Source organism: Brevibacterium otitidis, from assembly GCF_042429315.1.
Lineage (GTDB): Bacteria > Actinomycetota > Actinomycetes > Actinomycetales > Brevibacteriaceae > Brevibacterium > Brevibacterium otitidis.
Genome location: NZ_JBHMAU010000131.1, coordinates 63,550 through 83,902, shown reverse-complemented (window position 1 = coordinate 83,902; position 20,353 = coordinate 63,550). Strand labels below are relative to the sequence as shown.

Genomic DNA, 20,353 nt, shown 5'->3' with positions numbered 1-20,353 from the left:
GCAAAGGTCTCAAACATCGAACGAGGCAAATCCCGAGACGACGACTTCACCCACGAATACCGCCGATATCTCCTCCAAATCGCTTGACAACCTATAGGAGCATCAACGCCTCCGCGATACCGTCGACGCGGCTTCCGCGACGCCGTCGGCACCGCTCCCGCAGCACCGGGTTTCAGCTCTGACTCCACCCTCCCACGAGGCACAGACAACCCACCCGACGACCGAGCCAGCAGCGAGCCGAGCTGCGGCGGCAGCCGAAGGCAGCCGCCCGCTCCGCCCGCACCACGGCAGCCGAACACAGCCGCGGCCTTCTCCAGACACCGCTACCCCCACCTCGGATCCGGCGCCCCCACCTCGGATCCGGCGCCCCCGCCTCGGATCCGGCGCCCCCACCTCGGATCCGGCGCCCCTCCCGGCAACCCACGCCACCCCGCCTCGGTCCCGCACCCCAGTCCTGACCCCGCACCCCAGTCCCGGCCCCTCGAATCCGGTTATGCTGGATGCCTATGGATCCCGCACTCGTCGCCGAACGGCATGCAGACGAATGGGAACGTCTGTCGCGTCTGGCGAAGAAGAACACCCTCAGCCCCAGTGAGTCCGAGGAGTTCCTGCGGCTCTATCGGGCCGCGTCCAAGGACCTTTCGCGCATCCAGACCGTCGCGCCCGACTCCGAGCTCTCGGTGCGCCTGTCGAACATCGTGCACCGCTCGCGCACCCAGCTCACCAGCGTGCCGACCGGTGCTGGCGGTGCGCTGTCGCGTTTCTTCACGATCTCGCTGCCGGCGGCGCTGTACCGTCTGCGGTGGTTCTTCGTCTTCACGTTCGTGTTCTTCGTCGGCATCTCGGTGCTCACGACGGTGTGGGCCTATAACACCCCCGGCGTCCTGCCGGCCCTCGCTGATGAGGAGATGCGCCGCCAGCTGGCCGAACGCGACTTCAAGGAGTACTACTTCGAGAATCGCCATGAGGTCTTCGCCGTCGGCGTGTGGACGAACAACGCCTGGATCGCGCTGCAGTGGGTGGCCCTCGGCATCACCGGCATCTATGTTATCTACGGGCTGCTCGCCAATGCCATGAACGTCGGCATCTCGGGCGCGATCATGTTCGAGTTCGATAAGGGCGGGGACTTCTTCTATTACATCCTGCCGCACGGCATCCCGGAGATCACGGGCATCCTCATCGCCGCCGCTGCCGGACTGCGCATCTGCGTCGCCTGGGTCATCCCCGGTCCCGAGCTGCGCCGCACCCGCCTGGCCCGCGAAGCCCGCTCGACGATCACAGTGGGCCTGGGCCTCATCATCTACCTGTTCCTGTCCGGCCTCATCGAGGGCTTCATCACCCCGTCCGAGCTGCCCAACGTCATCCGCATGGGCATGGGAATCCTGCTGACCGCCAGCATCTTCGCCTACGCGATCTATTTTGGCCGCCCGGCGCTCAAGGCCGGTCTCAGCGCCGACGTCTCATCGGAGAAGGCCGGCTACGAGATCGTCGCCACCGACCGTTAGCCCTGTTCCCGAGGCACCAGCCGGCTTCACCTGCCAGCCGCCCTTGGCACCGCCCCGCGCCCGAGGCGCCGGTCGGCTTCACCTGTCATCCTCCCCGACGCCCGACCCCACCTCAGAGCCTGCCGCTGGCCTTGAGCGAGATGTAGAGATCGGCCAGCTGCGGAGCGAGCTCCTCCGGCTCTGCGTGGACGGTGTGGATTCCGGCATCGCTGAGCGCATGGCCCAGCGAGCGGGAGGTGAGCAGCTCGTGTTCGGCCGCCGCGGCCCGGTACACCTGGGCGGGGGAGTATACCTGCGAGGCGAGATCGGCTAGATCCGGGTCGGCGACGGAGGCGATCGCCAGCCGGTGGTGGGCGCGCAGCACGGGCAGCGCCGGCAGCATGTCCTGGGAGATGGTGCTCTCATCGAGCGCGGTGAGGAACACGACGAAGGCCCGCTGCGTGCTCAGCCGCAGCGTCTGAGTGACGATCTCATTCCAGTCAGCATCGATGAGCTCAGGGAACACATCGGCTAGGTCGTTCGTCATGATGCCCAGCGGGTCGGTGCCGGTGATCGGCCCGATGTGCTTGCGCACCCGCGCATCGGCGACGAGGATGTCGACGCGGTCACCACCGCCGGCCGCCAATGCACCCAGGAGCATCGCCGCCTCCATCGCGGCGTCGAATGCGGTGCCGTCGCCCATCCGGCGCGCCGCCAGCCGCGAGGAGTCGAGCACGATGACGACCCGGCGGTCGCGTTCGGGCCGCCACGTCTTGACCATCAGATGCTGCGCCCGGGCAGTCGCGCGCCAGTCGATCGACCGGACATCGTCACCGCGGACGTACTCGCGCAGCGAATCGAATTCGGTGCCCATACCTCGGGTCATGAGCAGGGTGCGGCCGTCGAGCTCGCGCAGGCGGGCGAGCTTCGAGGGCAGGTGCTTGCGGGAGACGAAGGGCGGCATGATGCGGATCGCCGCCGGCACCTCGACAGCCTGCTGGCGCAGGCACAGACCCAGCGGCGAAGCCACCCGGACGGTCACCAGATCAGCGGGCAGCTCACCTCGGCGAGTGGGTACGAGGCTGGTGACGTGCTCATGCTGCTGACCGGCAGTCAGCCGCACCCGCAGCCGGTTGTCCCGCGCCCCAGCCGAGGGCGGCCAGGCATCGCGGATGTGCAGCCGCGAGGTGCGCTTGCCGGCGTTGATGACCGTGAGCGTGCAGTCGGTCTCGTGGCCCAGGCGCACGCGGCGGCCCGGTGTCCGCTGCAGTTCGATCGTGCCTGGTGAGGCGGTCAGCAACCAGTCGATGAACGCCACGAGCACGACCCCGCCGAGCGCCAGGCCCGTCGCGGTCCAGCTCGGGACGAGCATGACCGGGATCGCCGCAAGCGCGACGAAGACGACGAATCGCCAGGTGACGATCATCGCGGCACGCGGGTGGTGTCGATGATCGAGGTGAGCACCTGGTCGACGGTGATGCCGTCCATCTGCGCCTCCGGGCGCAGCATGACGCGGTGGCGGAAGGCCGGGGAGATGAGCGTCTTGACGTCATCCGGGGTGACGAATCCGCGGCCGGACAGCCAGGCCTGAGCCTGGGCGGCGGCAAGCAGGCGCGTGCCGCCTCGGGGTGAGATGCCCATGGCGAAGGACGGGGCGCTGCGGGTTGCCTGGACGAGGTCGACGATGTAGCCGAGCACCTCGGGATCGACGTAGATCTCGCCGACCCGCTCACCGGCTTCGAGGATCGTCGCGGCGTCGGCGACGCGTTCGATTCCGGCATCGGCCAGCCGACGGCCGTCGAAGCCGCGCGCATGGCGGGTGAGGATCTCGAGCTCGGTCTCGCGCTCGGGCAGCGTGAGGATGAGCTTGAAGAGGAAGCGGTCGAGCTGCGCCTCGGGCAGCGGATAGGTGCCGTCGTGCTCGATCGGGTTCTGGGTGGCAGCGACGAGGAACGGCTGCGGCAGCGTGCGCGTCTTGCCGTCGACCGAGACCTGACGCTCCTCCATCGCCTCCAGCAGCGCCGACTGCGTCTTCGGTGGGGTGCGGTTGATCTCATCGGCGATGAGCAGATTGGTGAAGACCGGACCTTCGCGGAATTCGAAGCCTCCCGACCGGGTGTCGTAGATCATCGAACCGGTGACATCGCCGGGCATGAGGTCGGGGGTGAACTGCACGCGGGTCGAGTCGAGTTCGAGCGCCTGCGCCAGCGCGCGCACGAGCAGCGTCTTCGCCACGCCCGGCACACCTTCGAGGAGGACGTGGCCGTGGCACAGGAGCGCGAGCAGGATGCCGTCGACGGCCTCATGCTGCCCGACGACCGCCTTGCCGACCTCGGCGCGCACCTTGAGGAACCGCTCGCGCAGCTCATGGTCGCGGTCGCTCAGCTGGTGCTCGGCGGCGAGGCGTTCGTGCAGTCCCTGCGGCTGCGGCTGCCCCGTTCCCGAGGCGGGCGGCTCCTGGCCCTGACCTGGCACCTGGCCGTGCGCAGGCTGGGGTGCGTGCTGCGGCGGCACCGGAGGCGGCCCCGGCACCTGGCCCTCAGGCTGGCCCGTACCCGAGGCGGGCTGCCCCGGAACCTGACCACCCGCCGGCTGCCCCGGCACCTGAGGCTGCTGTCCGTATGTGGGTCCGCCGGGCTGACCGGCACCGGCCTGACCCGGCTGCTGCGGTGTGTGGGGAGTGTCGGTCATGTCGGGGAGACCTCGCTTTCGATCGTGGTGATGAGTACAGCAAGTTCGGACAGCTGCCGGTCATTGCCCGGCACGGCATCAAGATAGGCATAGCGGACTTCCGCCGGGTCGCGGCCGGTGTGGGCAGCGATCGCATCGCACAGCTGCTCGGGCCGCTCATGCGCCGGCCGCGCGAGCAGACGGGCGATGCGCAGCAGCGAACCTGTGCGCAGCGAGTGCAGTGACTCCCGCCGCGCCCCGGCGCGCTGCATGAGCGCAGCGCGACCGTGCACCGTCTCTACCGGCGGCACGACCACCGGCAGCCGCTCGACCGCGAGCGGACCGAAGCGACGCACCCGCCACCACAGCAGCGCGGCAGCCACTGGAATGAGCCACAGCAGCGCGACCCCGAACCACGGCGGGATGAGCGAGACCGGATCCGTCGGCTCCTCGCCGCCGGCGCCCGGCTGATCGGCGGACTGCGGCAGGTAGTAGACGAGGTTCTCATGCTTGCCCAGTGTGTGCAGCATGAGCGCGGCGTGGCCCTCCTCATCGATCTCCGCGTTCGTCATCCACGCCGATGACCCGAGCACGGTGACATCCCAGTCATCAGCCTCCGCATACACATAGGCGCCGTCCCGGCTCGGCGAGTTCTCACCCGGATAGCAGGCTGCGGACGACCATCCCTCGGCGAGCTGAGCGGTGTAGTACTCGTTGGTGCCGCGCACCGGTCCGGCCGCCTCGGCGGCGGGCACCGCGCACTCCGGCTGCAGGAGGGTGTCGAAGGCACTGTCGAAGTGCGACGAGACGCTCACTGCCGGGGTGTAGTCGTCGATCGTGTACAAGGGATCGACAAGCACGAGGGAGTTGCCGCTGGATTCGACCGCCGCGGTCAGCTCCTCGGGCGTGCCGGTGAACGAGAGGGTCTCGGTGTCGGCCAGCAGCACCGTGGTGTCCGGTTCGGCTGCTGCCGCGAGCGCTTCGCTGCGGGATTCGGTGACGGTGACGTCGACGCCGTGATCGCGCAGCATCTCCATGAGCGCCTTCGTGCCCCGTGGCTGCACCGATTCCGGATGCAGATCGTCGGTCTCCTCATTGACGATCGAGACGAAGAACGCACCGATCGCCGCGATGAGGATGACGGCCACGGCGATGATCCACAGCAGCGCCGCCCGCGAACCGCTGACGAACTTCTCGGCCCGGCCCGCGCCGCTGTGCGAGGTGGTGCCGCGCACAGCGAGATCGAGCTGCGTGCTCATCGGCTCACCTCCGTTCCCGAGGCGCCGGCTGCGCTTCCGGCAGGTCCCGCGCCCGAGGCGCCGGCTGCGCTTCCGGCAGCTCCCGCGCCCGAGGCGGTGAGCTGCTCTCCTGCCGCCGGACCCGATGTGCCGGCCGGGTTCCCGGCCCCACTGCCGGCTGCGCCGGCGGGCTGGGTGCTGCGTCCGGCGTCCCGACTGCCGGCGTGCGCGCTGCCGGCGGCGATGCGCTCGGCGCGGGCGAGCAGCTCGGTCCAGTCCGCCTCGGTCGCATGCGCTTCGCCGAAGGTCACCGAGTCGAATAGGGTGCCGGCTGCCAGGGCATCGGCGGCGACCGGCGGGCAGGCAGAACCGGCGGCGTGAGCCAGCTCTGAGGCGGTGGAGGCGGCCGTCATCTCGATGATCTCAGCGCGCACAAGCCGCGCGAAGATGCCGCGCACGCCGTTCTGCACCGCCAGGGTGTACTCGCGCCGGTCGGCAGCGGCATAGGCGGCGTCCCAGAAGGCCTGCGGGTCGACGGTGGTGCGGCGCCGGGCCGGGTCGAAGGCGGCCAGATCGACGCCGCCGCTGGTGCCGCGGCGGACCCGCCAGATGATGAGCCCGACGATGAGCGCGATGAGCGCGCCGACGATGAGCAGCATCCACGGAGAGTCGATCTCGCCGAGCCGCTCGAAGATCGAGTCGGTGAGACGGTTGATGGCGCGGCCGATCTTCTCCAGCGGGGAGAGATCGGCATCGCGGTACTGCGGATCGGAGAGCTCGCGTTCAGCCCACCGGCGGGCCTCGTCGCGGTCAGGGGTGAGGGGAGGCGCGCTCATGCAGCGGCACTCCGATCTCCGTCGGCGGCCCCCGCCTCGGGAGCGGGCTGTGCACCAGAGGCGGCCCCCGCCTCGGCGGCGCCGCGCTCCTCTGCTTCACGCAGCAGGACCAGGTCGTAGCCGTCGAACCGCATGCGGCGGTCGAAGTACAGGCCGGTGATGACGCCGGACATGTATGCGTAGAACACAGCCGTGGCCGCCGAGGTCAGCGACACACCGAGGATCGTCAGGACGGCGAAGGCGATGTAGGCGAACTGCTCGTACTCATCACCGGAGCCGATGGTGAGCGCGACGACGAGAACGACGATGAAGAAGACGATCATGACCGGGGAGATGATGATGCTGATGAGCTGCGAGGACAGCACATAGGTGAGCAGCAGCGTGCCGGCGGTGGCCCAGAAGCGGCGGCCGGTGAGCTCCCAGGAGCGGGCGAAGGCCTGCCGGATGGTCAGCCCCTCGGCGGTGATCGCGCAGCCGACGAATGCGGTGCGCACCATGAAGAACACGGTGAAGACGAACCACAGCAGCACTCCGATCACCGCCAGCACCGAGCCGACGACCGCCAGCCCGGCGAAGAGCGCGATGAGCACACCGGGCATGACGAGCACCAGGAGGGCGACGAGGTGGGCGGTGCCGAGCAGCGCAGTCGCGCCGATGAGGCGGCGGCGCCGGCCGGCGAGCTGCTGCCAGGTGGCGCGCAGGGTCGTCGTCTTGCGGCCGCGGGAATCGCGCGGCTGTGCGCCGACGCGGGAGAAGAAGGCGTGGTAGGCGGGGACGGCGAGCATCCCGGAGAGGAAGTGCAGGAAGCACAGGGACAGGAAGGCGATGATCGAAGCGCCGAGCTGCATGAGGAAGGTCAGGCCGCCGGCGGCATCGGGGCTGTCGGAGATGCTGAAGAGGTAGCCGAAGGTCAGCCAGCCGATGCCGGCGACGAGGGCGCCGAACGCCAAGAGCAGCAGGGTGAGGGTGATCATCGCCGCGCCGACGGACACCCCGGGGCTGTAGCGCAGCAGGCGGAAACCGGAGTCGAGGATTTCCGCGAGCCGCAGCGGCCGCTTCGGCAGCTCACCCGGCTGCGGGGCCGGCTGCCAGATCGCGCGGACGCGGGCTGCCGGGCGCGGACGCCACCGGCCGGTCGTCCAGTCTGTCTGGGCATCCCAGGCAGCGCGGTCGGTGACGAGCAACGGCACCTCCTGTGTGGGCGATCGGCATGACGCCCCATTGTAGGCATACGAACCGCAGTGCCGGCTGCATGCGCGCCTGCTCATGTGCGGCGGTGCGCCCGGTCATGCGCCCCGCCCAGGCACCGCCCCGGCTGTGAACCTGCCGACACCGGCGACCCCTTATGCGAAGTTCTCAGCCGCATAAGCGACAATGTGACTATGAACGCACGGATCCTGGTAATCGACGACGACACTGCACTGGCGGAGATGATCGGCATTGTGCTCAAGAGCGAGGGCTTCGACCCGCACTTCTGCGCCACCGGCGATGGTGCGCTGGAAACCTTCCACAGCGTCCATCCCGACCTCATCCTGCTCGACCTCATGCTGCCGGGCAAGGACGGGCTCGAGGTGTGCCGCGAGATCCGCGAGGAGTCCGGGGTGCCGATCATCATGCTGACGGCCAAATCCGACACCGTCGATGTGGTCCTCGGCCTCGAATCCGGTGCCGATGACTACGTCCCCAAGCCGTTCAAGCCCAAGGAGCTGGTCGCCCGCGTGCGCGCTCGCCTGCGGATGTCGGAGCCGAGCGCACCAGAGGTGCTGACCGTCGGCGATGTCTCCATCGATGTCGCCGGCCATGCGGTGACGAAGGCCGGCAAGCCGGTGTCGCTCACCCCGCTGGAGTTCGATCTGCTCGTCGCGCTCGCCCGCAAGCCCTGGCAGGTGTTCTCGCGCGAGACCCTGCTGGAGGAGGTGTGGGGCTACCGCCACGCAGCCGACACCCGGCTCGTCAACGTCCACGTCCAGCGCCTGCGCTCGAAGATCGAGAAGGACCCTGAGAAGCCCGACATCGTCGTCACCATCCGCGGCGTCGGATACCGGGCGGGCCAGGCTTCGTGAGGCTGTCCGCATCGGCCGTGCGACTGGGCCGCGGTGCCTGGGGCGGGCTCATGCGGGTCTACCGCTTCATCGCGGGGGCGTTCACCCGGTCGCTGCAGCTGCGGATCGTGGTGCTCACGATCCTGCTCACCATCATCGCGATCTACGGGGTCGGCAGCTTCATGGCCCAACAGATCTCCCGCGGCCTGTTCGAATCGAAGCTGTCCTCGGTCTCGACGCAGATGTCGGGCTATGTCAGCGAACTCGAATCGGTCTCACCCGGCGAAGACGACAGCGCCCTGTCCGAGAGCCTGAACGTGCAGTTGCGCGGCATGATCTCCCGTTCGCCGACGCCGCTGCGCTCGATCGCCCTCGAACCGCGTGAGCGCTCCTCCCAGGTGCAGCCGACCACCGCGGTCGTCGGCGGCGCCGAGGTGCTCGCCCCCTCGGCGATGCCGCCGGCCTTCCGCAATGCGGTGGCCCAGTCGGAGGCCTATGAGCAGCTCTACCAGTCCGTCGAGCTGCCCGGGGGAGGTTCCCCGGGCCTCATCCTCGCCCAGCAGGTGACGGTGCCTGCTGCCGGCCAGTTCGACCTCTATGTGGTGGCCGATTTGCAGGAGGAGCAGAACACCCTCGACTTCGTCCAGCGTGTGCTCATGGTCGCCGCGCTCGTCCTCGTCGTCCTCGTCGGCGCCGTCGCCTGGACCGTCACCCGGCTCGTCGTCGTGCCGGTGCGGACCGGCTCCGAGGTGGCCCGCAAGCTCTCCGACGGCGACCTCGACCAGCGCATGCCGGTGGCCGGCAGCGACGAAATCGCCACCCTGGCGCAGAGCTTCAACGATATGGCCGATACCCTGCAGGACCAGATCACCCGGATGGAGCGGCTGACGGTGCTGCAGCGCCAGTTCGTCTCCGATGTCTCCCACGAGCTGCGCACCCCGCTCACGACGATCCAGATGGCCTCGGACATGATCTACGAGACCCGCGATGAGCTCGATGAGTCCCACCGGCGGGTAGCCGAGCTGCTGAAATCGCAGGTCGAGCGCTTCGAGGTGCTGCTCAACGATCTGCTGGAGATCTCCCGCCACGACGCCGGTGCCGCGCAGCTGGCGACGAAGCCGGCCGATGTGTGCCAGGTGGTCACCGGGGTCATCGACACGCTCACGATGGTCGCCGACCACGCCGACACCCCGATCACCCTGCATGCGCCGTCCGCTCCGGCGATGGCCGAGATCGACCGGGTGCGGGTCAACCGTGTGGTGCGCAATCTGCTCGTCAACGCGATCGAGCACGGCGAGCGGCGGCCCATCGACGTCTTCGTCGCCGCCAACGCCGAGGCGGTGGCCGTGAGCGTGCGCGACCACGGCGTTGGCATGAGCGAAGAGCAGATCGAGCACGTGTTCGACCGGTTCTGGCGCGCCGATCCTTCCCGCCGCCGCGCCCTGGGCGGGTCCGGCCTGGGGCTGGCGATCTCCCTGGAGGACGCCCATCTGCACGGCGGCTGGCTGCAGGCCTGGGGCCGGGAGGGCGAGGGCTCGTGCTTCCGGCTGACGATCCCGAGGCGGGCCGGCCAGGCCATCACCACCTCGCCGCTGCCGCTGCCGCCGGCTGATGCCAGGGTCTCGGGCACCGTGCTCGTGGCCGGTCCGGCCACCTCGGACGGTTCGCTGCGGATCCAGACCGGCAGCATCCCGATCGTCGTGGCGACCAAGGATGTGGCAGACGAGGACGACTCCGATGATGAGGCAGGAGGATCGCGATGAGCTTCCGTCGCGCATGTGCAGCGCTCGCTGCGGCAGCGCTGCTCCTGTCCGGCTGCGCTTCGATCCCCAAAGACGGCTCAGTCGGCCACCGCGATGTCAGCGGTGAGGACCAGCATGTGCAGTCGCGCATCGACCCGGACGGCCCAGAGCCGGGACAGAGCCCGAATGAGATCGTCCGCGGCTTCCTCGCGGCCGGGGCCGGCTACAGCAACAACTTCGAAGTCGCCCGCTCCTATCTGACCGACAGCTTCGCAGGGGAGTGGAACCCGCTGTCCTCGGTCACCGTGCTGCAGCCGGGCCGCACCCTCGAATCCGTCACCAGCGAGGTCACCACCGATTCGCAGTCGGTGTCGCTGACGATCCCGGTCGGCGGGCAGCTCGATGACCGCCGCGTCTACCGGGCGGCCAGCCGCGGCACCCAGATCGATATGGAGTTCTCGCTGCGCCAGGTCAACGGCGAATGGCGGATCTCCCAGGCGCCGTCGGGCATGGTGCTCACCGCGGTGAACTTCTCCACCCTGTTCCAGCCCTATCCGCTGTACTTCTATGCGCCGGGCTACGAGATGCTCGTGCCCGACACCCGCTGGTTCATCCGCTCCCCGGCGACGGCGACTGAGATCATGACCGAGCTGCTCGGCGGGCCGGCCGAGTACCTCACCGGCGCGGTGGTGTCCGCGATTCCGGACGGCACGCAGCTCGACCCCCGTTCGGTGGCCGTCTCCGATGGGGTTGCCCGCGTCGAACTGTCCTCGACCGACTCGGGCCTGGATGAGCGCACGAACGGGCGCATCGCTGCGCAGATCGAGACGACGCTCAAGGAGGTCGGTTCGATCACCTCGGCGCAGGTCTCCGGCGCGAGCGGGGAGCTCGACTACGGCTCCCTGCCGGATGTGCCCACGAGCCTGAACATCAGCGGCAGCCCGATCGCGATCTCCGAGGGCAGGCTCGTGCGGATCCTCGGTTCGACGATCGAGCCGATCGCCAATGCCCCGGAGCTCGCTGACGGTGCGAGCCGGCCGGCGATCGCCATCGACGAGTCGATGTACGCCTATCTCGCTGACGATGCGAAGGCGGTGCGGCGGCTCTTCGCCGATGAGCTGGAGGACAATGAGGTACTGCGCGGCGAGAAGTACGCCAGCCTCAGCTTCGACACCGAAGGCTGGCTGTGGGCGGCGGAGGAGGCGTCCGACGGCACCATCCAGGCGATCAGCCGCAATGGTGAGCTGACCGAGGTGTCGGTGCCGTTCCTCAAGGGCCGGACGGTCACGAGCATCGCAGTGTCGCCCGACGGCACCCGGCTGGCGGTGCTGAGCACCGACAAGGACGATGTCAACCGGCTGGAGATCGTCGGCATCTCCCGGGATCCGCAGCGTGCGCCCACGAGTTCGTCGACGTCGACGCCGCTGGAGGTGGCGACGAGCTTCGACACGATCATCGACGCCTCATGGTCCGGCTACGACTCCCTCGTCATGCTCGCCCGCGACGGCAGCGGCGAGCCGGAGCCCTATGCGCTGCGTGTGCCCGGGCCTGCGACATCGCTCGGCTCGATCGACGGCGGCACCCAGATCACCTCCGGTGAGGAGACCCGTTCGGTGCGCATCGGCACGGCTGACGGCGAGATCTACAGCTACGGCGCCGGCTCCTGGCAGAAGCTCGTCGACGCGAAGACCTACGACCCGTCCGCCCCCGGGTGAGCCGGCCGCCCGCACGATGTGGGACGCCCGCGCGCCGGCGGTTGTGGATGGCCCGGTGTGTTTTGCGACGTGAGGTCACAATCGCTTCCTGAGTCTTGTCCGCTCCCGAAGCGCCGGCCACGCTGGGAGGATGCAGACTGGGAGGGCACAGACACCTCGAGCGCAGCCGGGGAGGGCGCGGACACCTCGGGCGCGGCCGGGGAGGGCGCGGACACCTCGGGCGCAGCCGGGGAGGGCGCGGACACCTCGGGCGCGGGAACCGCTGCGCCGGCCGCCGCCGGCACCGGCGACCGCGGCCACGACTCTGGCGGCACAGACGGCGCGGGTGCGCGCCCTGGCCGATGAGCTGAGTGAGCTGGTCGTGCCGCGCAGCTGTGTGGGCTGCGGTGCCGATACGGTGTCCGTCTGCGGGCGCTGTCTGCCGGGTATGGCAACCGAGGTCGTCGCCGCACAGCCGCGCTATGGCACTGCCACCGTCGTCGCTGCCGGCACCTACACCGGGGTGCTGCGCAAAGCGCTCGTGGCCTTCAAGGAATCCGGGCGCCGGGACCTCGGGCAGCTGCTGGGGCTGCAGCTGGCGCGGGCGATCACCGCCTGCCTGCAGGAGATTCCTGAGCTCGACGCTCGCCGGCCGATCCTGCTCGTGCCCGTGCCGGCGACCGGCCGTGCGCGGCGGGCACGCGACGGCAACCACGTCGCACAGCTGTGCGAGGAGGCAATCGCGGTGCTCGCCGGCGAGGGGCTGCAGCTGCACTGCACCGAGCTGCTGACGGTGCGCCGCCACCGCGACCAGGTGGGCTTCGGCGCCCATAGTCGGCGGCGGAATGTGCGCGGCACGCATGCTCTCGACACCCGGCTGACACCTCGGGCCCGGCAGGCGCTCAGCCGTGCCCACACGCTGCTCATCGACGATATCTGCACCACCGGCGCGACCCTGGCGGAGTCCGCGCGGGCGCTGCGCAGCGGCGGCATCCTGCCATCCGGAACTGCGGTGATCGCGCTCGCGCCGGACAGTCGTGCCGAAAAGCAAAATGTTATTTAATGGAAGGTAATCTCATCCGAACGGATGGGTACGGAGCGATCCGTTTCCCCGACATGTAAAGGACGTCACCATGGACATCGTCGTCACAGGCCGCCACACGACCATCTCCGACAGCTTCCGGTCACATATCGAGGACAAGGTCTCCAAGGTCGAACAGCTTGCTCCCCGCGCTCTGCGCACCGAGGTCGTCGCCACCCACGACCCGAACACCCGTCAGCCCGACACCGCCGAGCGGGTCGAGATCACCGTCATCGCCAAGGGGCCGGTGCTGCGCGCTGAGGCTCACGCCTCGGACCGCTATGCAGCCCTCGACCTCGCCTGGGCGAAGCTGCTCGAGCGTCTGCGCCGGGCCCGCGACCGCCGCAAGGTCTCGCGCAAGGGCGGCCACCGCAAGGCCTCGACCGCTGAGGCGCTTGCTGAGCTCGAGGTCATCGAACCGCTCGTGCCCGACACCGCCGACGAGCCGGCCGAGGCCCCGGAGCAGGAGCAGCCGAGCACCGACAACACCAATGGACGCATCAAGTCCGAGGGCGATTCGCCGGTGGTGCTGCGTGAGAAGAACTTCCCGGCCAACCCGATCGGCATCGAAGAGGCCCTCAACCGTATGGAGATGGTCGGCCACGACTTCTACATCTTCATCGACGAGGAGACCTCCAAGCCCTCGGTCGTCTACCGCCGCCGCGGCTGGAGCTACGGCATCATCTCCCTCGATGAGTCGCTCAACGACTCCGTCCAGGAGCAGGCGCAGGACGAAGAACCGGCCAGCGCAGAGTGACGACGCACAACCTGAGCAGCACCCGATGACGGTGCCGAAGCTCAGCTTGGAAGCGGCCAGACGCTGTGCGCTGGCCGCTTCCGGCTTCTCCCGGCCCCGTCCGGCGGCCGTCAACGCCGGGCATCTGCGCCGCACCTTCGAACGCCTCGGCGTCGTGCAGATCGACTCCGTCGCCCGGGTCGCCCGCGCCCACTATCTGCCGTTCTTCTCGCGGCTGGGCCCCTATGACACCGCGCGGCTCGATGCGCTGTTCAACTCCGCTCCGCGGATGGGCGTCGAATACTGGAGCCACGAGGCCGCCTACGCCCCGGTCGAGATCGTCAACAGCTGGCACCGCCAGCGCGCCGAATGGTTCCGCCACGACTACGGCCAGCGCCACCGGCAGACCGGCGCGGCCTTCCGCCAGCTCATGAGCGATGTCGAGGCCGCACTGCAGGCAGGCCCGGCGACCGCCCGGCAGCTGGCCGAGCGCGTCGACCACGCCATCCCCGAACAGCCCAAAGACCACTGGGGCTGGAACCACAGTCACGTCAAACGCGCCGCCGAGGCGCTCTTCAGGGCCGGCCGGATCTCTGCGGCCGGCCGCAATCAGCACTTCGAACGGATCTATGCGCTGCCGGCCGCCGTCGATGCCCGGCTCGTGCGCCCGCCGTTGCGCTTCGGCCCGGCAGGCGACCCACACCTCGGCGCCGATCCGGACACCGGGCGGATCCCGCGCGGCATCACCGGCATCAGCGATGAGCTGCTCACCCCGATCCGCACAGCCGCCCGCGCACTGGGCATCGGCCGGCTCGACTGCTTCGCTGACTACTACCGCAGCCCGCGTGCGGCCACCGCCGAGGCAGTGGCGGTCCTCGTCGAGACCGGCGAGCTCGTCGAGGTCGACGTCGCCGGCCAGCGCGCCTACCGGTGGCATGAGGCTCCGGTCCCGAGGCGGGTGGAGGCGCGTGCGCTGCTGGCGCCGTTCGATCCGCTCGTCTTCAACCGGCAGCGCATCAGCTGGCTGTTCGGCTTCGACTACCGCATCGAGATCTACACCCCAGCCCACAAGCGGGTCTACGGCTACTATGTGCTGCCGTTCCTGTGCGGTGACCGGCTCGTGGGCCGCGTCGATCTGGCAGCCGAGCGGGCCCGCGGGGTGCTCACCGTGCACGCGGTGCACTGGGAGCCGGGCCTGGACGCCGGTGCGCTGGCCGACTGCTGGCAGGCGCTGGAGGCGGAGCTGGAGGACATGCGTCGCTGGCTGGGATTGGAGTGCGTGCAGCTGGGCGCCGGATGACCTGGGCGGGCCGGCGTTCGGCGGTATGCGAACAGGATTCGGTCGCGGATTGCGGCCGCGCTCAGCCAGCAAGCGCTAAGCTAATGGACGGACGACAGTCAGAAGCTAGATCGACACCCGCGGCCCCGCACGTGGGTGACAAGGAGAATCGTGGCCAATTTCCTGGAAAAGCTGCTGCGCACCGGCGAAGGCCGGACGCTGAAGAAGCTGCGCAACTACGTCACGGCGATCAACAATCTCGAAGACGAGTTCAACGAGATGACCGACGCCGAGATCCGGGAGGAGACTGATCGCTTCAAGGAGCGCTTCGCTGACGGCGCCAGCCTCGACTCCCTGCTGCCGGAGGCCTTCGCCGCCGTGCGCGAAGCCTCCGTGCGCACCCTGGGAATGCGCCACTTCGACGTCCAGCTCATGGGCGGCGGTGCCCTGCACCTGGGCAATATCGCGGAGATGAAGACCGGTGAGGGCAAGACGCTCGTCGCCACCGCACCGGCCTACCTCAATGCGCTCACCGGCAAGGGCGTGCACGTCGTCACCGTCAACGACTACCTCGCCAGCTACCAGTCCGAGCTCATGGGCCGCGTGTACCGGTTCCTCGGCATGGAGACCGGCTGCATCATGGCGCAGATGCCCAACAGCGCTCGCCGCAAGCAGTACGCCGCTGACATCACCTACGGCACGAACAACGAGTTCGGCTTCGACTACCTGCGCGACAATATGGCCTGGACAGCTGATGAGATGGTCCAGCGCGGCCACAACTTCGTCATCGTCGATGAGGTCGACTCGATCCTCATCGATGAGGCCCGGACCCCGCTCATCATCTCCGGTCCGGCCGAAGGCGATGCCGACCGCTGGTACGGCGAGTTCGCCACCGTCGTCAAGCGGCTCAAGGCTGAACGCGACTACGAGGTCGACGAGAAGAAGCGCACCGTGGGCATCCTCGAATCCGGCATCGAGAAGGTCGAGAACTACCTCGGCATCCGCAATCTCTACGATCCCGACAACACCCCGCTCATCAGCTTCCTCAACAACGCGATCCGCGCTAAGGAGCTGTTCAAGCGGGATAAGGACTATGTCATCCTCGACGGTGAGGTCCTCATCGTCGATGAGCACACCGGCCGCATCCTGCGCGGACGCCGCTACAACGAGGGCCTGCACCAGGCGATCGAAGCCAAGGAGAACGTCGACGTCAAGCCGGAGAACCAGACTCTGGCGACGATCACGCTGCAGAACTACTTCCGCCTCTACGACAAGCTCTCGGGCATGACCGGCACCGCCGAGACCGAGGCGGCGGAGTTCATGTCGACCTACAAGCTCGGTGTCGTGCCGATCCCGACGAACCGGCCGATGCAGCGCGTCGACCAGCCGGACCTCGTCTACAAGACCGTCGAAGCGAAGTTCAACGCAGTCGTCGACGACATCGTCGAACGACACGAAGACGGCCAGCCGGTGCTCATCGGCACGACGAGCGTGGAGAAGAGCGAGTACCTCTCCAAGCAGCTGGCCAAGCAGGGCGTGCGCCACGAGGTGCTCAACGCCAAGAACCATGAGCGCGAGGCAGCGATCGTCGCGATGGCAGGCCGCAAGGGTGCTGTCACGGTCGCGACGAATATGGCCGGCCGCGGCACCGACATCATGCTCGGCGGCAATGCCGAGCACATCGCGGTGGCCGAGATGGCGGAGAAGGGCCTCGACCCGAAGGAGAACGAAGAGGAGTACGAGGCGCTGTGGCCGGAGGTGCTCGCCGCTGCGGAGGAGCGCGTCGAGGCCGAGGCCGAGGAGGTTCGTGAGGCCGGCGGCCTGTACGTGCTCGGCACCGAGCGCCACGAATCCCGCCGCATCGACAACCAGCTGCGCGGCCGTTCCGGCCGTCAGGGTGATCCGGGCGAATCCCGCTTCTACCTGTCGCTGCAGGACGATCTCATGCGGCTGTTCGGCTCCGGTGCTGCGGAGCGGATCATGGCGATCGCCGATGTGCCTGACGACGTGCCGCTGGAGTCGAAGATGGTGACGCGTGCGATTCTGTCAGCGCAGACCCAGATCGAGCAGCGCAATGCTGAGCAGCGCAAGAACGTGCTCAAGTACGACGACGTCCTCAACCGGCAGCGCACCGTCATCTACAATGAGCGCCGCCGCGTTCTCGACGGCGATGATCTGGCCGAGCAGGTGCAGCTGTTCCGCGATGATGTCATCGAGGACTACGTCACTGGTGCGACCGCCGGCCCGCCGGATCACTGGGAGATTGACAAGCTCTTCACCGCACTCGGTGAGCTCTATGATCCTTCGATCAATGCCGAGGATCTCGCCGAGGACGCCGGCGGCAAGGGCAACCTCACGCGCGAGAAGATGGTCAAGGAGATTCGCGCGGATGCCGACCTCGCCTACGACCGCCGTGAGGAGCAGCTCGGTGAGGAAGCGATGCGCGAACTCGAGCGTCGCGTTGTGCTCTCGGTCATCGACAAGCGGTGGCGCGAGCACCTCTACGAGATGGACTACCTCAAGAACGGCATCGGTCTGCGGGCGATGGCCCAGCGCGACCCGCTCGTCGAATACCAGCGCGAAGGCTTCGAGATGTTCTCCACCATGCAGGAGGGCATCAAGGAAGACGTCGTGCGGCTGACGAACAAGCTCGAAGTCCAGGTGCGCGTCAATCCCGGTGAGGATCTCGATGATCCCAGCGACGACTTCGTCGAGGTTGAGGCCAAGGAGCTGGAGCCGAACAAACCTGAGCTGCAGCTCTCAGCACCGAGCGAGACCGGGGATGCGCAGATCATGGGCTCGGGCAGCGCCAACTCCTCAGCCCAGTCATCGGGCTCCGGTGCCGGTGCCGACAGTGCCCCGGCGAACCGGGCAGAGCGCCGGAAGGCGAAGAAGAAGCGCTGACCGGTTCCGCCGCACCAATCATCAGGCGGTTTCCAGCTGCGTGAGCAGCCAGCGGTTGCGGATGTGCTCCAGACGCAGCGCCACTGCTCGGTGGCGTCGTCCGGTGTTGACGACGACGGCTGCTTCGGCGACGCGTTCGCTGATGAGGCACACGCGCGGCTTGCCTGCTGCGAGCATCGCCGGCCGCGGCGGCGCTGCTGCCGTAAGCTTCTGCCGGTAGGCTGCGTGCGCGCGGATCCGCTCGAACAGATCCGGTGCCACCCAGCGGCCCACTGATGAGGGTGCGCGCGTGCCGCTGAAGATCTCGATGATCGCCACCGACAGCGATGCGGCGGCCGCCTCGAGTGCAGCAATGACGTCATCGTCGTGTTCTGCTGGGCGGGCTCCTGCAGTCTGCTGTGGTGCAGCGGAGCGGGGTGCTCGCATGCCGCGAGTCGGAGCGGCCGCTGCTGTCGTGCTGCCGGTCGCCGGCGTCGCACTGCCAGCAGTCGGTGTTGCGTTTTCGGCTGCCGGGGCCGTGTTTCCGGCTGCCGGGGCCGAGGCGACAGCGCGCGGCTGCGGCCGGGTGAGGGTGAGTTCGCCGGGGTTGGCGGCGGTCATCATGGTGGTCATGGCATCTCCAATCGCTGTCCGGGCATGATGAGGTTGGGGTCGGCCCCGATGACGGACCGGTTGGCTTCATGAATGGCTTCGACGCGTGCGCTCAGCTGCTCGACGTCCGTGGTATCGGAATGCTCGGCAGCGATCGACCACAGGCTCTCACCGGCTTCCACGGTGATGATCTCCGGCTCATCATCAGACAGCCTCTGCTCTTCCTCCGGCTCATCCTGAGGCTTTTTCTGCTGCACCGAGTCCTTCTGCCGCACAGGCGCATCATCGGTGCTCGGCGAGCTTTCGGCGCTCGGGGTGGTGTCCGCATCAGTGTCCTCGGGCGACTGCGGGGGAGCAGAGGTCGGGGATGCGGCAGGACTCGTCGGCCAGTTCGGGGATGTCGGCCCATCGTCGTCGGCATCAGGCGACCGCGTGGGCCAGCCTGGTGAGGTCGGAGCATCGGCCTCAGCGTCCGGTGACCGCGTCGGCCAGCCAGGGGAGGCAGGAGCGCTGACGTCGGCTTCAGCTGTCCGGGACGGCCAGCTGGGGGAGGGCGCTGCCGCTGCGGCAGTGGCGAAGCCGGATCCGGTGAGGATAGCACCGGCGACCGAGGCGGCAACCGCTCGCCGGAACCGTGCTGGGCTGATGGCGATGGCAGCTGCCGCGCAGCGCCGTGCAGCGGCCGGACCGAGCAGACGCGCGGCATGAGCAAGGGCGCTCAGAATCGTTGCGCAGGTCAGCCGGATGCCGGCCAGTACGGCCGCACCGGCGATGACGAGCACGAGCGCAGCGCCGATGTCCCCGTGTCCGAGTGCCTCCAGCAGTTCAACAGCGCTGCTGAGCAGCCAGACTGTCACGGCGATATGCGCGAGGCTCAGCGAACCCATCAGCCAGTAGTACATGCTCAATCCTCTCGAAGTGGAATCAAGCATGCCAAACGACATCAAACGAAGTCAATAGTCAGCAAACAGAAATACTGAGATTCGAGTTGATTCGAACGCCTGTGAGCTCTGGCGATTCGGGTGCTCCTCGTGTCTGCCGCTGCGTCCATCTGCGACGACGCTGCTGGTGGAGCCGGTCTGTCATCATGGGTGTATGCATGACCCCATGTCACCGGACCGGAGCAACGGCGCCGACGGTCCAGGTTCTGCCGGCCGCCCGGGCGCTGCCGGCCATCCGAACGATGCAGGCCGCCCGAACGCCGCCGGCCGCTCTGCCGAGGCGGAGGGCATCGAGGCTGAGCGCATCGAAGCGCTGTTCGCAGACCTCGAAGCACAGGAACTAGGGCGGGTGGATCATGAGCGGATGGGTGAGCTCGGCGATCTCGTCGCCGGAGAGTTCGCCGATCACGGGCTGGCGCACCGCCTCGCCGGTGCCATCGGCACGCCGATCGACGTCCACGCCGGAGGAGCATGGTTCGATGGGCTCGTCGATGCCGTAGGGCAGCAGTGGGTGCTGCTGCGGGGACATGTTCCTGGCGCCCCGCGGGCGCTGCTGAACCTTGCCGGTGTCGACCACCTGCGGTTGCGCCGGGTGGCGCACGGCAGCGATGCCGTCATCTCACAGCTGTCGATCCGCTCCCCGCTGCGCCGATTCGCTGACGGGGTGCTCGAATGCCGTGTCTACTGCGGCCATCACGGGCATGTGCTCGATGGCCGCATCGATGCGGTCGGAGCCGACTATCTGCAGCTGCGCCGCGGTGCGACAGTGGATCTTGTGCCGCTGAGCGCGCTCATCGCGGTGCAGGACATCGCGCTGAGCTGAGGCTCAGACCTCGACGCGACCCTCCTGGATCGCCTGCCGGGTCTGAGAGTACATCCGCTGGATGTAGTCCTCCAGCTCCGTCTTCTCGATCCGCCATTGACCGCGGCCGCCGACTTTGATGGCCCGCAGCTCACCCGAACGCACGAGAGCGCGTGCCTGCGTGACGGTGATGTTGAGGATCTCCGCAACGTCGGTGAGAGGCAGAAAGCGGACTTCAGCAACCATGAATGGAACTCCTTTGCTGCTGCGCCGCCGGGTCTGGCGGACGGCAGCTGGTGGAATGCAATGCCAC

17 protein-coding genes are annotated in these 20,353 nt (G+C 68.4%); 9 read left to right on the top strand and 8 right to left on the bottom strand.

The genetic code is table 11. The annotated features are described in order from the left end of the window. Positions 1 to 506 precede the first annotated feature (506 nt). Positions 507 to 1,505 (top strand): stage II sporulation protein M, encoded by a 999-nt coding sequence (locus ACFFN1_RS15860; RefSeq protein WP_376841862.1) that lies wholly within the window; start codon positions 507 to 509, stop codon positions 1,503 to 1,505. 112 nt (positions 1,506 to 1,617) lie between these two features. Here ACFFN1_RS15860 and ACFFN1_RS15855 read toward each other — a convergent pair whose 3' ends face one another. Genes ACFFN1_RS15855 through ACFFN1_RS15835 form a run of 5 tightly spaced genes read right to left on the bottom strand, consistent with a single transcriptional unit; the run spans position 1,618 to position 7,412 of the window. Next, positions 1,618 to 2,910 (bottom strand): DUF58 domain-containing protein, encoded by a 1,293-nt coding sequence (locus tag ACFFN1_RS15855; protein ID WP_376841861.1) that lies wholly within the window; start codon positions 2,908 to 2,910, stop codon positions 1,618 to 1,620. Beyond that, positions 2,907 to 4,175 carry an AAA family ATPase gene (locus tag ACFFN1_RS15850; RefSeq protein WP_376841860.1) on the bottom strand — a complete coding sequence of 423 codons (1,269 nt, stop codon included), beginning with the start codon at positions 4,173 to 4,175 and terminating at the stop codon, positions 2,907 to 2,909. Before ACFFN1_RS15850 ends, ACFFN1_RS15855 begins: the two co-directional genes overlap by 4 nt. Then, entirely contained in the window at positions 4,172 to 5,413 is a 1,242-nt protein-coding gene (locus ACFFN1_RS15845; RefSeq protein ID WP_376841859.1) for a DUF4350 domain-containing protein, read from the bottom strand. The genes ACFFN1_RS15850 and ACFFN1_RS15845 overlap by 4 nt, the downstream gene beginning before the upstream one ends. Further along, positions 5,410 to 6,228 carry a DUF4129 domain-containing protein gene (locus tag ACFFN1_RS15840; protein ID WP_376841858.1) on the bottom strand — a complete coding sequence of 273 codons (819 nt, stop codon included), beginning with the start codon at positions 6,226 to 6,228 and terminating at the stop codon, positions 5,410 to 5,412. The genes ACFFN1_RS15845 and ACFFN1_RS15840 overlap by 4 nt, the downstream gene beginning before the upstream one ends. Next, complete coding sequence (locus ACFFN1_RS15835) at positions 6,225 to 7,412, bottom strand: hypothetical protein (protein ID WP_376841857.1); 1,188 nt, start codon at positions 7,410 to 7,412, stop codon at positions 6,225 to 6,227. Before ACFFN1_RS15835 ends, ACFFN1_RS15840 begins: the two co-directional genes overlap by 4 nt. Before the next feature lie 198 nt (positions 7,413 to 7,610). On the opposite strand from ACFFN1_RS15835, the gene mtrA reads away from it, so the two are divergent. The 7 genes from mtrA to secA all read left to right on the top strand — a co-directional run bounded on the left by mtrA (position 7,611) and on the right by secA (position 17,706). Continuing rightward, the gene (mtrA, locus tag ACFFN1_RS15830) at positions 7,611 to 8,291 is read left to right on the top strand and encodes an MtrAB system response regulator MtrA (protein ID WP_376841856.1); all 681 of its coding nucleotides are present in this window, start codon (positions 7,611 to 7,613) and stop codon (positions 8,289 to 8,291) included. 17 nt (positions 8,292 to 8,308) lie between these two features. Beyond that, positions 8,309 to 10,033 (top strand): MtrAB system histidine kinase MtrB, encoded by a 1,725-nt coding sequence (gene mtrB, locus ACFFN1_RS15825; RefSeq protein WP_376841854.1) that lies wholly within the window; start codon positions 8,309 to 8,311, stop codon positions 10,031 to 10,033. Next, on the top strand, positions 10,030 to 11,727 hold the full coding sequence (locus tag ACFFN1_RS15820) for an LpqB family beta-propeller domain-containing protein (protein ID WP_376841852.1): 1,698 nt from the start codon (positions 10,030 to 10,032) through the stop codon (positions 11,725 to 11,727). Before mtrB ends, ACFFN1_RS15820 begins: the two co-directional genes overlap by 4 nt. A gap of 325 nt (positions 11,728 to 12,052) precedes the next feature. Continuing rightward, positions 12,053 to 12,769, top strand: a complete 717-nt coding sequence (locus tag ACFFN1_RS15815; RefSeq protein WP_376841850.1) for a ComF family protein — start codon at positions 12,053 to 12,055, stop codon at positions 12,767 to 12,769. A 70-nt stretch (positions 12,770 to 12,839) separates the two neighbouring features. Continuing rightward, positions 12,840 to 13,544 (top strand): ribosome hibernation-promoting factor, HPF/YfiA family, encoded by a 705-nt coding sequence (gene hpf / locus ACFFN1_RS15810; protein WP_376841848.1) that lies wholly within the window; start codon positions 12,840 to 12,842, stop codon positions 13,542 to 13,544. Positions 13,545 to 13,569: 25 nt separating this feature from the next. Further along, positions 13,570 to 14,823 carry a winged helix-turn-helix domain-containing protein gene (locus ACFFN1_RS15805; RefSeq protein WP_376841847.1) on the top strand — a complete coding sequence of 418 codons (1,254 nt, stop codon included), beginning with the start codon at positions 13,570 to 13,572 and terminating at the stop codon, positions 14,821 to 14,823. Between the two features lie 150 nt (positions 14,824 to 14,973). Continuing rightward, positions 14,974 to 17,706, top strand: a complete 2,733-nt coding sequence (gene secA, locus ACFFN1_RS15800; RefSeq protein WP_376841845.1) for a preprotein translocase subunit SecA — start codon at positions 14,974 to 14,976, stop codon at positions 17,704 to 17,706. Positions 17,707 to 17,727: 21 nt separating this feature from the next. Here secA and ACFFN1_RS15795 read toward each other — a convergent pair whose 3' ends face one another. Both ACFFN1_RS15795 and ACFFN1_RS15790 read right to left on the bottom strand, forming a co-directional pair. Then, positions 17,728 to 18,318 (bottom strand): Rv3235 family protein, encoded by a 591-nt coding sequence (locus ACFFN1_RS15795; protein ID WP_376841843.1) that lies wholly within the window; start codon positions 18,316 to 18,318, stop codon positions 17,728 to 17,730. Then, complete coding sequence (locus ACFFN1_RS15790; RefSeq protein ID WP_376841841.1) at positions 18,315 to 19,199, bottom strand: LysM peptidoglycan-binding domain-containing protein; 885 nt, start codon at positions 19,197 to 19,199, stop codon at positions 18,315 to 18,317. Before ACFFN1_RS15790 ends, ACFFN1_RS15795 begins: the two co-directional genes overlap by 4 nt. A 205-nt stretch (positions 19,200 to 19,404) precedes the next feature. On the opposite strand from ACFFN1_RS15790, the gene ACFFN1_RS15785 reads away from it, so the two are divergent. After that, positions 19,405 to 20,061, top strand: a complete 657-nt coding sequence (locus ACFFN1_RS15785; protein WP_376841840.1) for a hypothetical protein — start codon at positions 19,405 to 19,407, stop codon at positions 20,059 to 20,061. Between the two features lie 3 nt (positions 20,062 to 20,064). On the opposite strand, the gene ACFFN1_RS15780 is transcribed toward ACFFN1_RS15785, so the two are convergent. Continuing rightward, positions 20,065 to 20,286: a helix-turn-helix domain-containing protein gene (locus tag ACFFN1_RS15780; protein ID WP_376841839.1), complete on the bottom strand. Its 222-nt coding sequence runs from the start codon at positions 20,284 to 20,286 to the stop codon at positions 20,065 to 20,067. Between the last annotated feature and the right edge of the window lie 67 nt (positions 20,287 to 20,353).

Bases quoted from the DNA above. Each gene is read 5' to 3' on its own strand.
- ACFFN1_RS15860 (WP_376841862.1), top strand. From the start codon at position 507: ATGGATCCCGCACTCGTCGCCGAACGGCATGCAGACGAATGGGAACGT.
- ACFFN1_RS15855 (WP_376841861.1), bottom strand. From the start codon at position 2,910: ATGATCGTCACCTGGCGATTCGTCGTCTTCGTCGCGCTTGCGGCGATC.
- ACFFN1_RS15850 (WP_376841860.1), bottom strand. From the start codon at position 4,175: ATGACCGACACTCCCCACACACCGCAGCAGCCGGGTCAGGCCGGTGCC.
- ACFFN1_RS15845 (WP_376841859.1), bottom strand. From the start codon at position 5,413: ATGAGCACGCAGCTCGATCTCGCTGTGCGCGGCACCACCTCGCACAGC.
- ACFFN1_RS15840 (WP_376841858.1), bottom strand. From the start codon at position 6,228: ATGAGCGCGCCTCCCCTCACCCCTGACCGCGACGAGGCCCGCCGGTGG.
- mtrA (WP_376841856.1), top strand. From the start codon at position 7,611: ATGAACGCACGGATCCTGGTAATCGACGACGACACTGCACTGGCGGAG.
- ACFFN1_RS15820 (WP_376841852.1), top strand. From the start codon at position 10,030: ATGAGCTTCCGTCGCGCATGTGCAGCGCTCGCTGCGGCAGCGCTGCTC.
- hpf (WP_376841848.1), top strand. From the start codon at position 12,840: ATGGACATCGTCGTCACAGGCCGCCACACGACCATCTCCGACAGCTTC.
- ACFFN1_RS15805 (WP_376841847.1), top strand. From the start codon at position 13,570: ATGACGGTGCCGAAGCTCAGCTTGGAAGCGGCCAGACGCTGTGCGCTG.
- ACFFN1_RS15795 (WP_376841843.1), bottom strand. From the start codon at position 18,318: ATGACCACCATGATGACCGCCGCCAACCCCGGCGAACTCACCCTCACC.
- ACFFN1_RS15790 (WP_376841841.1), bottom strand. From the start codon at position 19,199: ATGTACTACTGGCTGATGGGTTCGCTGAGCCTCGCGCATATCGCCGTG.
- ACFFN1_RS15785 (WP_376841840.1), top strand. From the start codon at position 19,405: ATGTCACCGGACCGGAGCAACGGCGCCGACGGTCCAGGTTCTGCCGGC.
- ACFFN1_RS15780 (WP_376841839.1), bottom strand. From the start codon at position 20,286: ATGGTTGCTGAAGTCCGCTTTCTGCCTCTCACCGACGTTGCGGAGATC.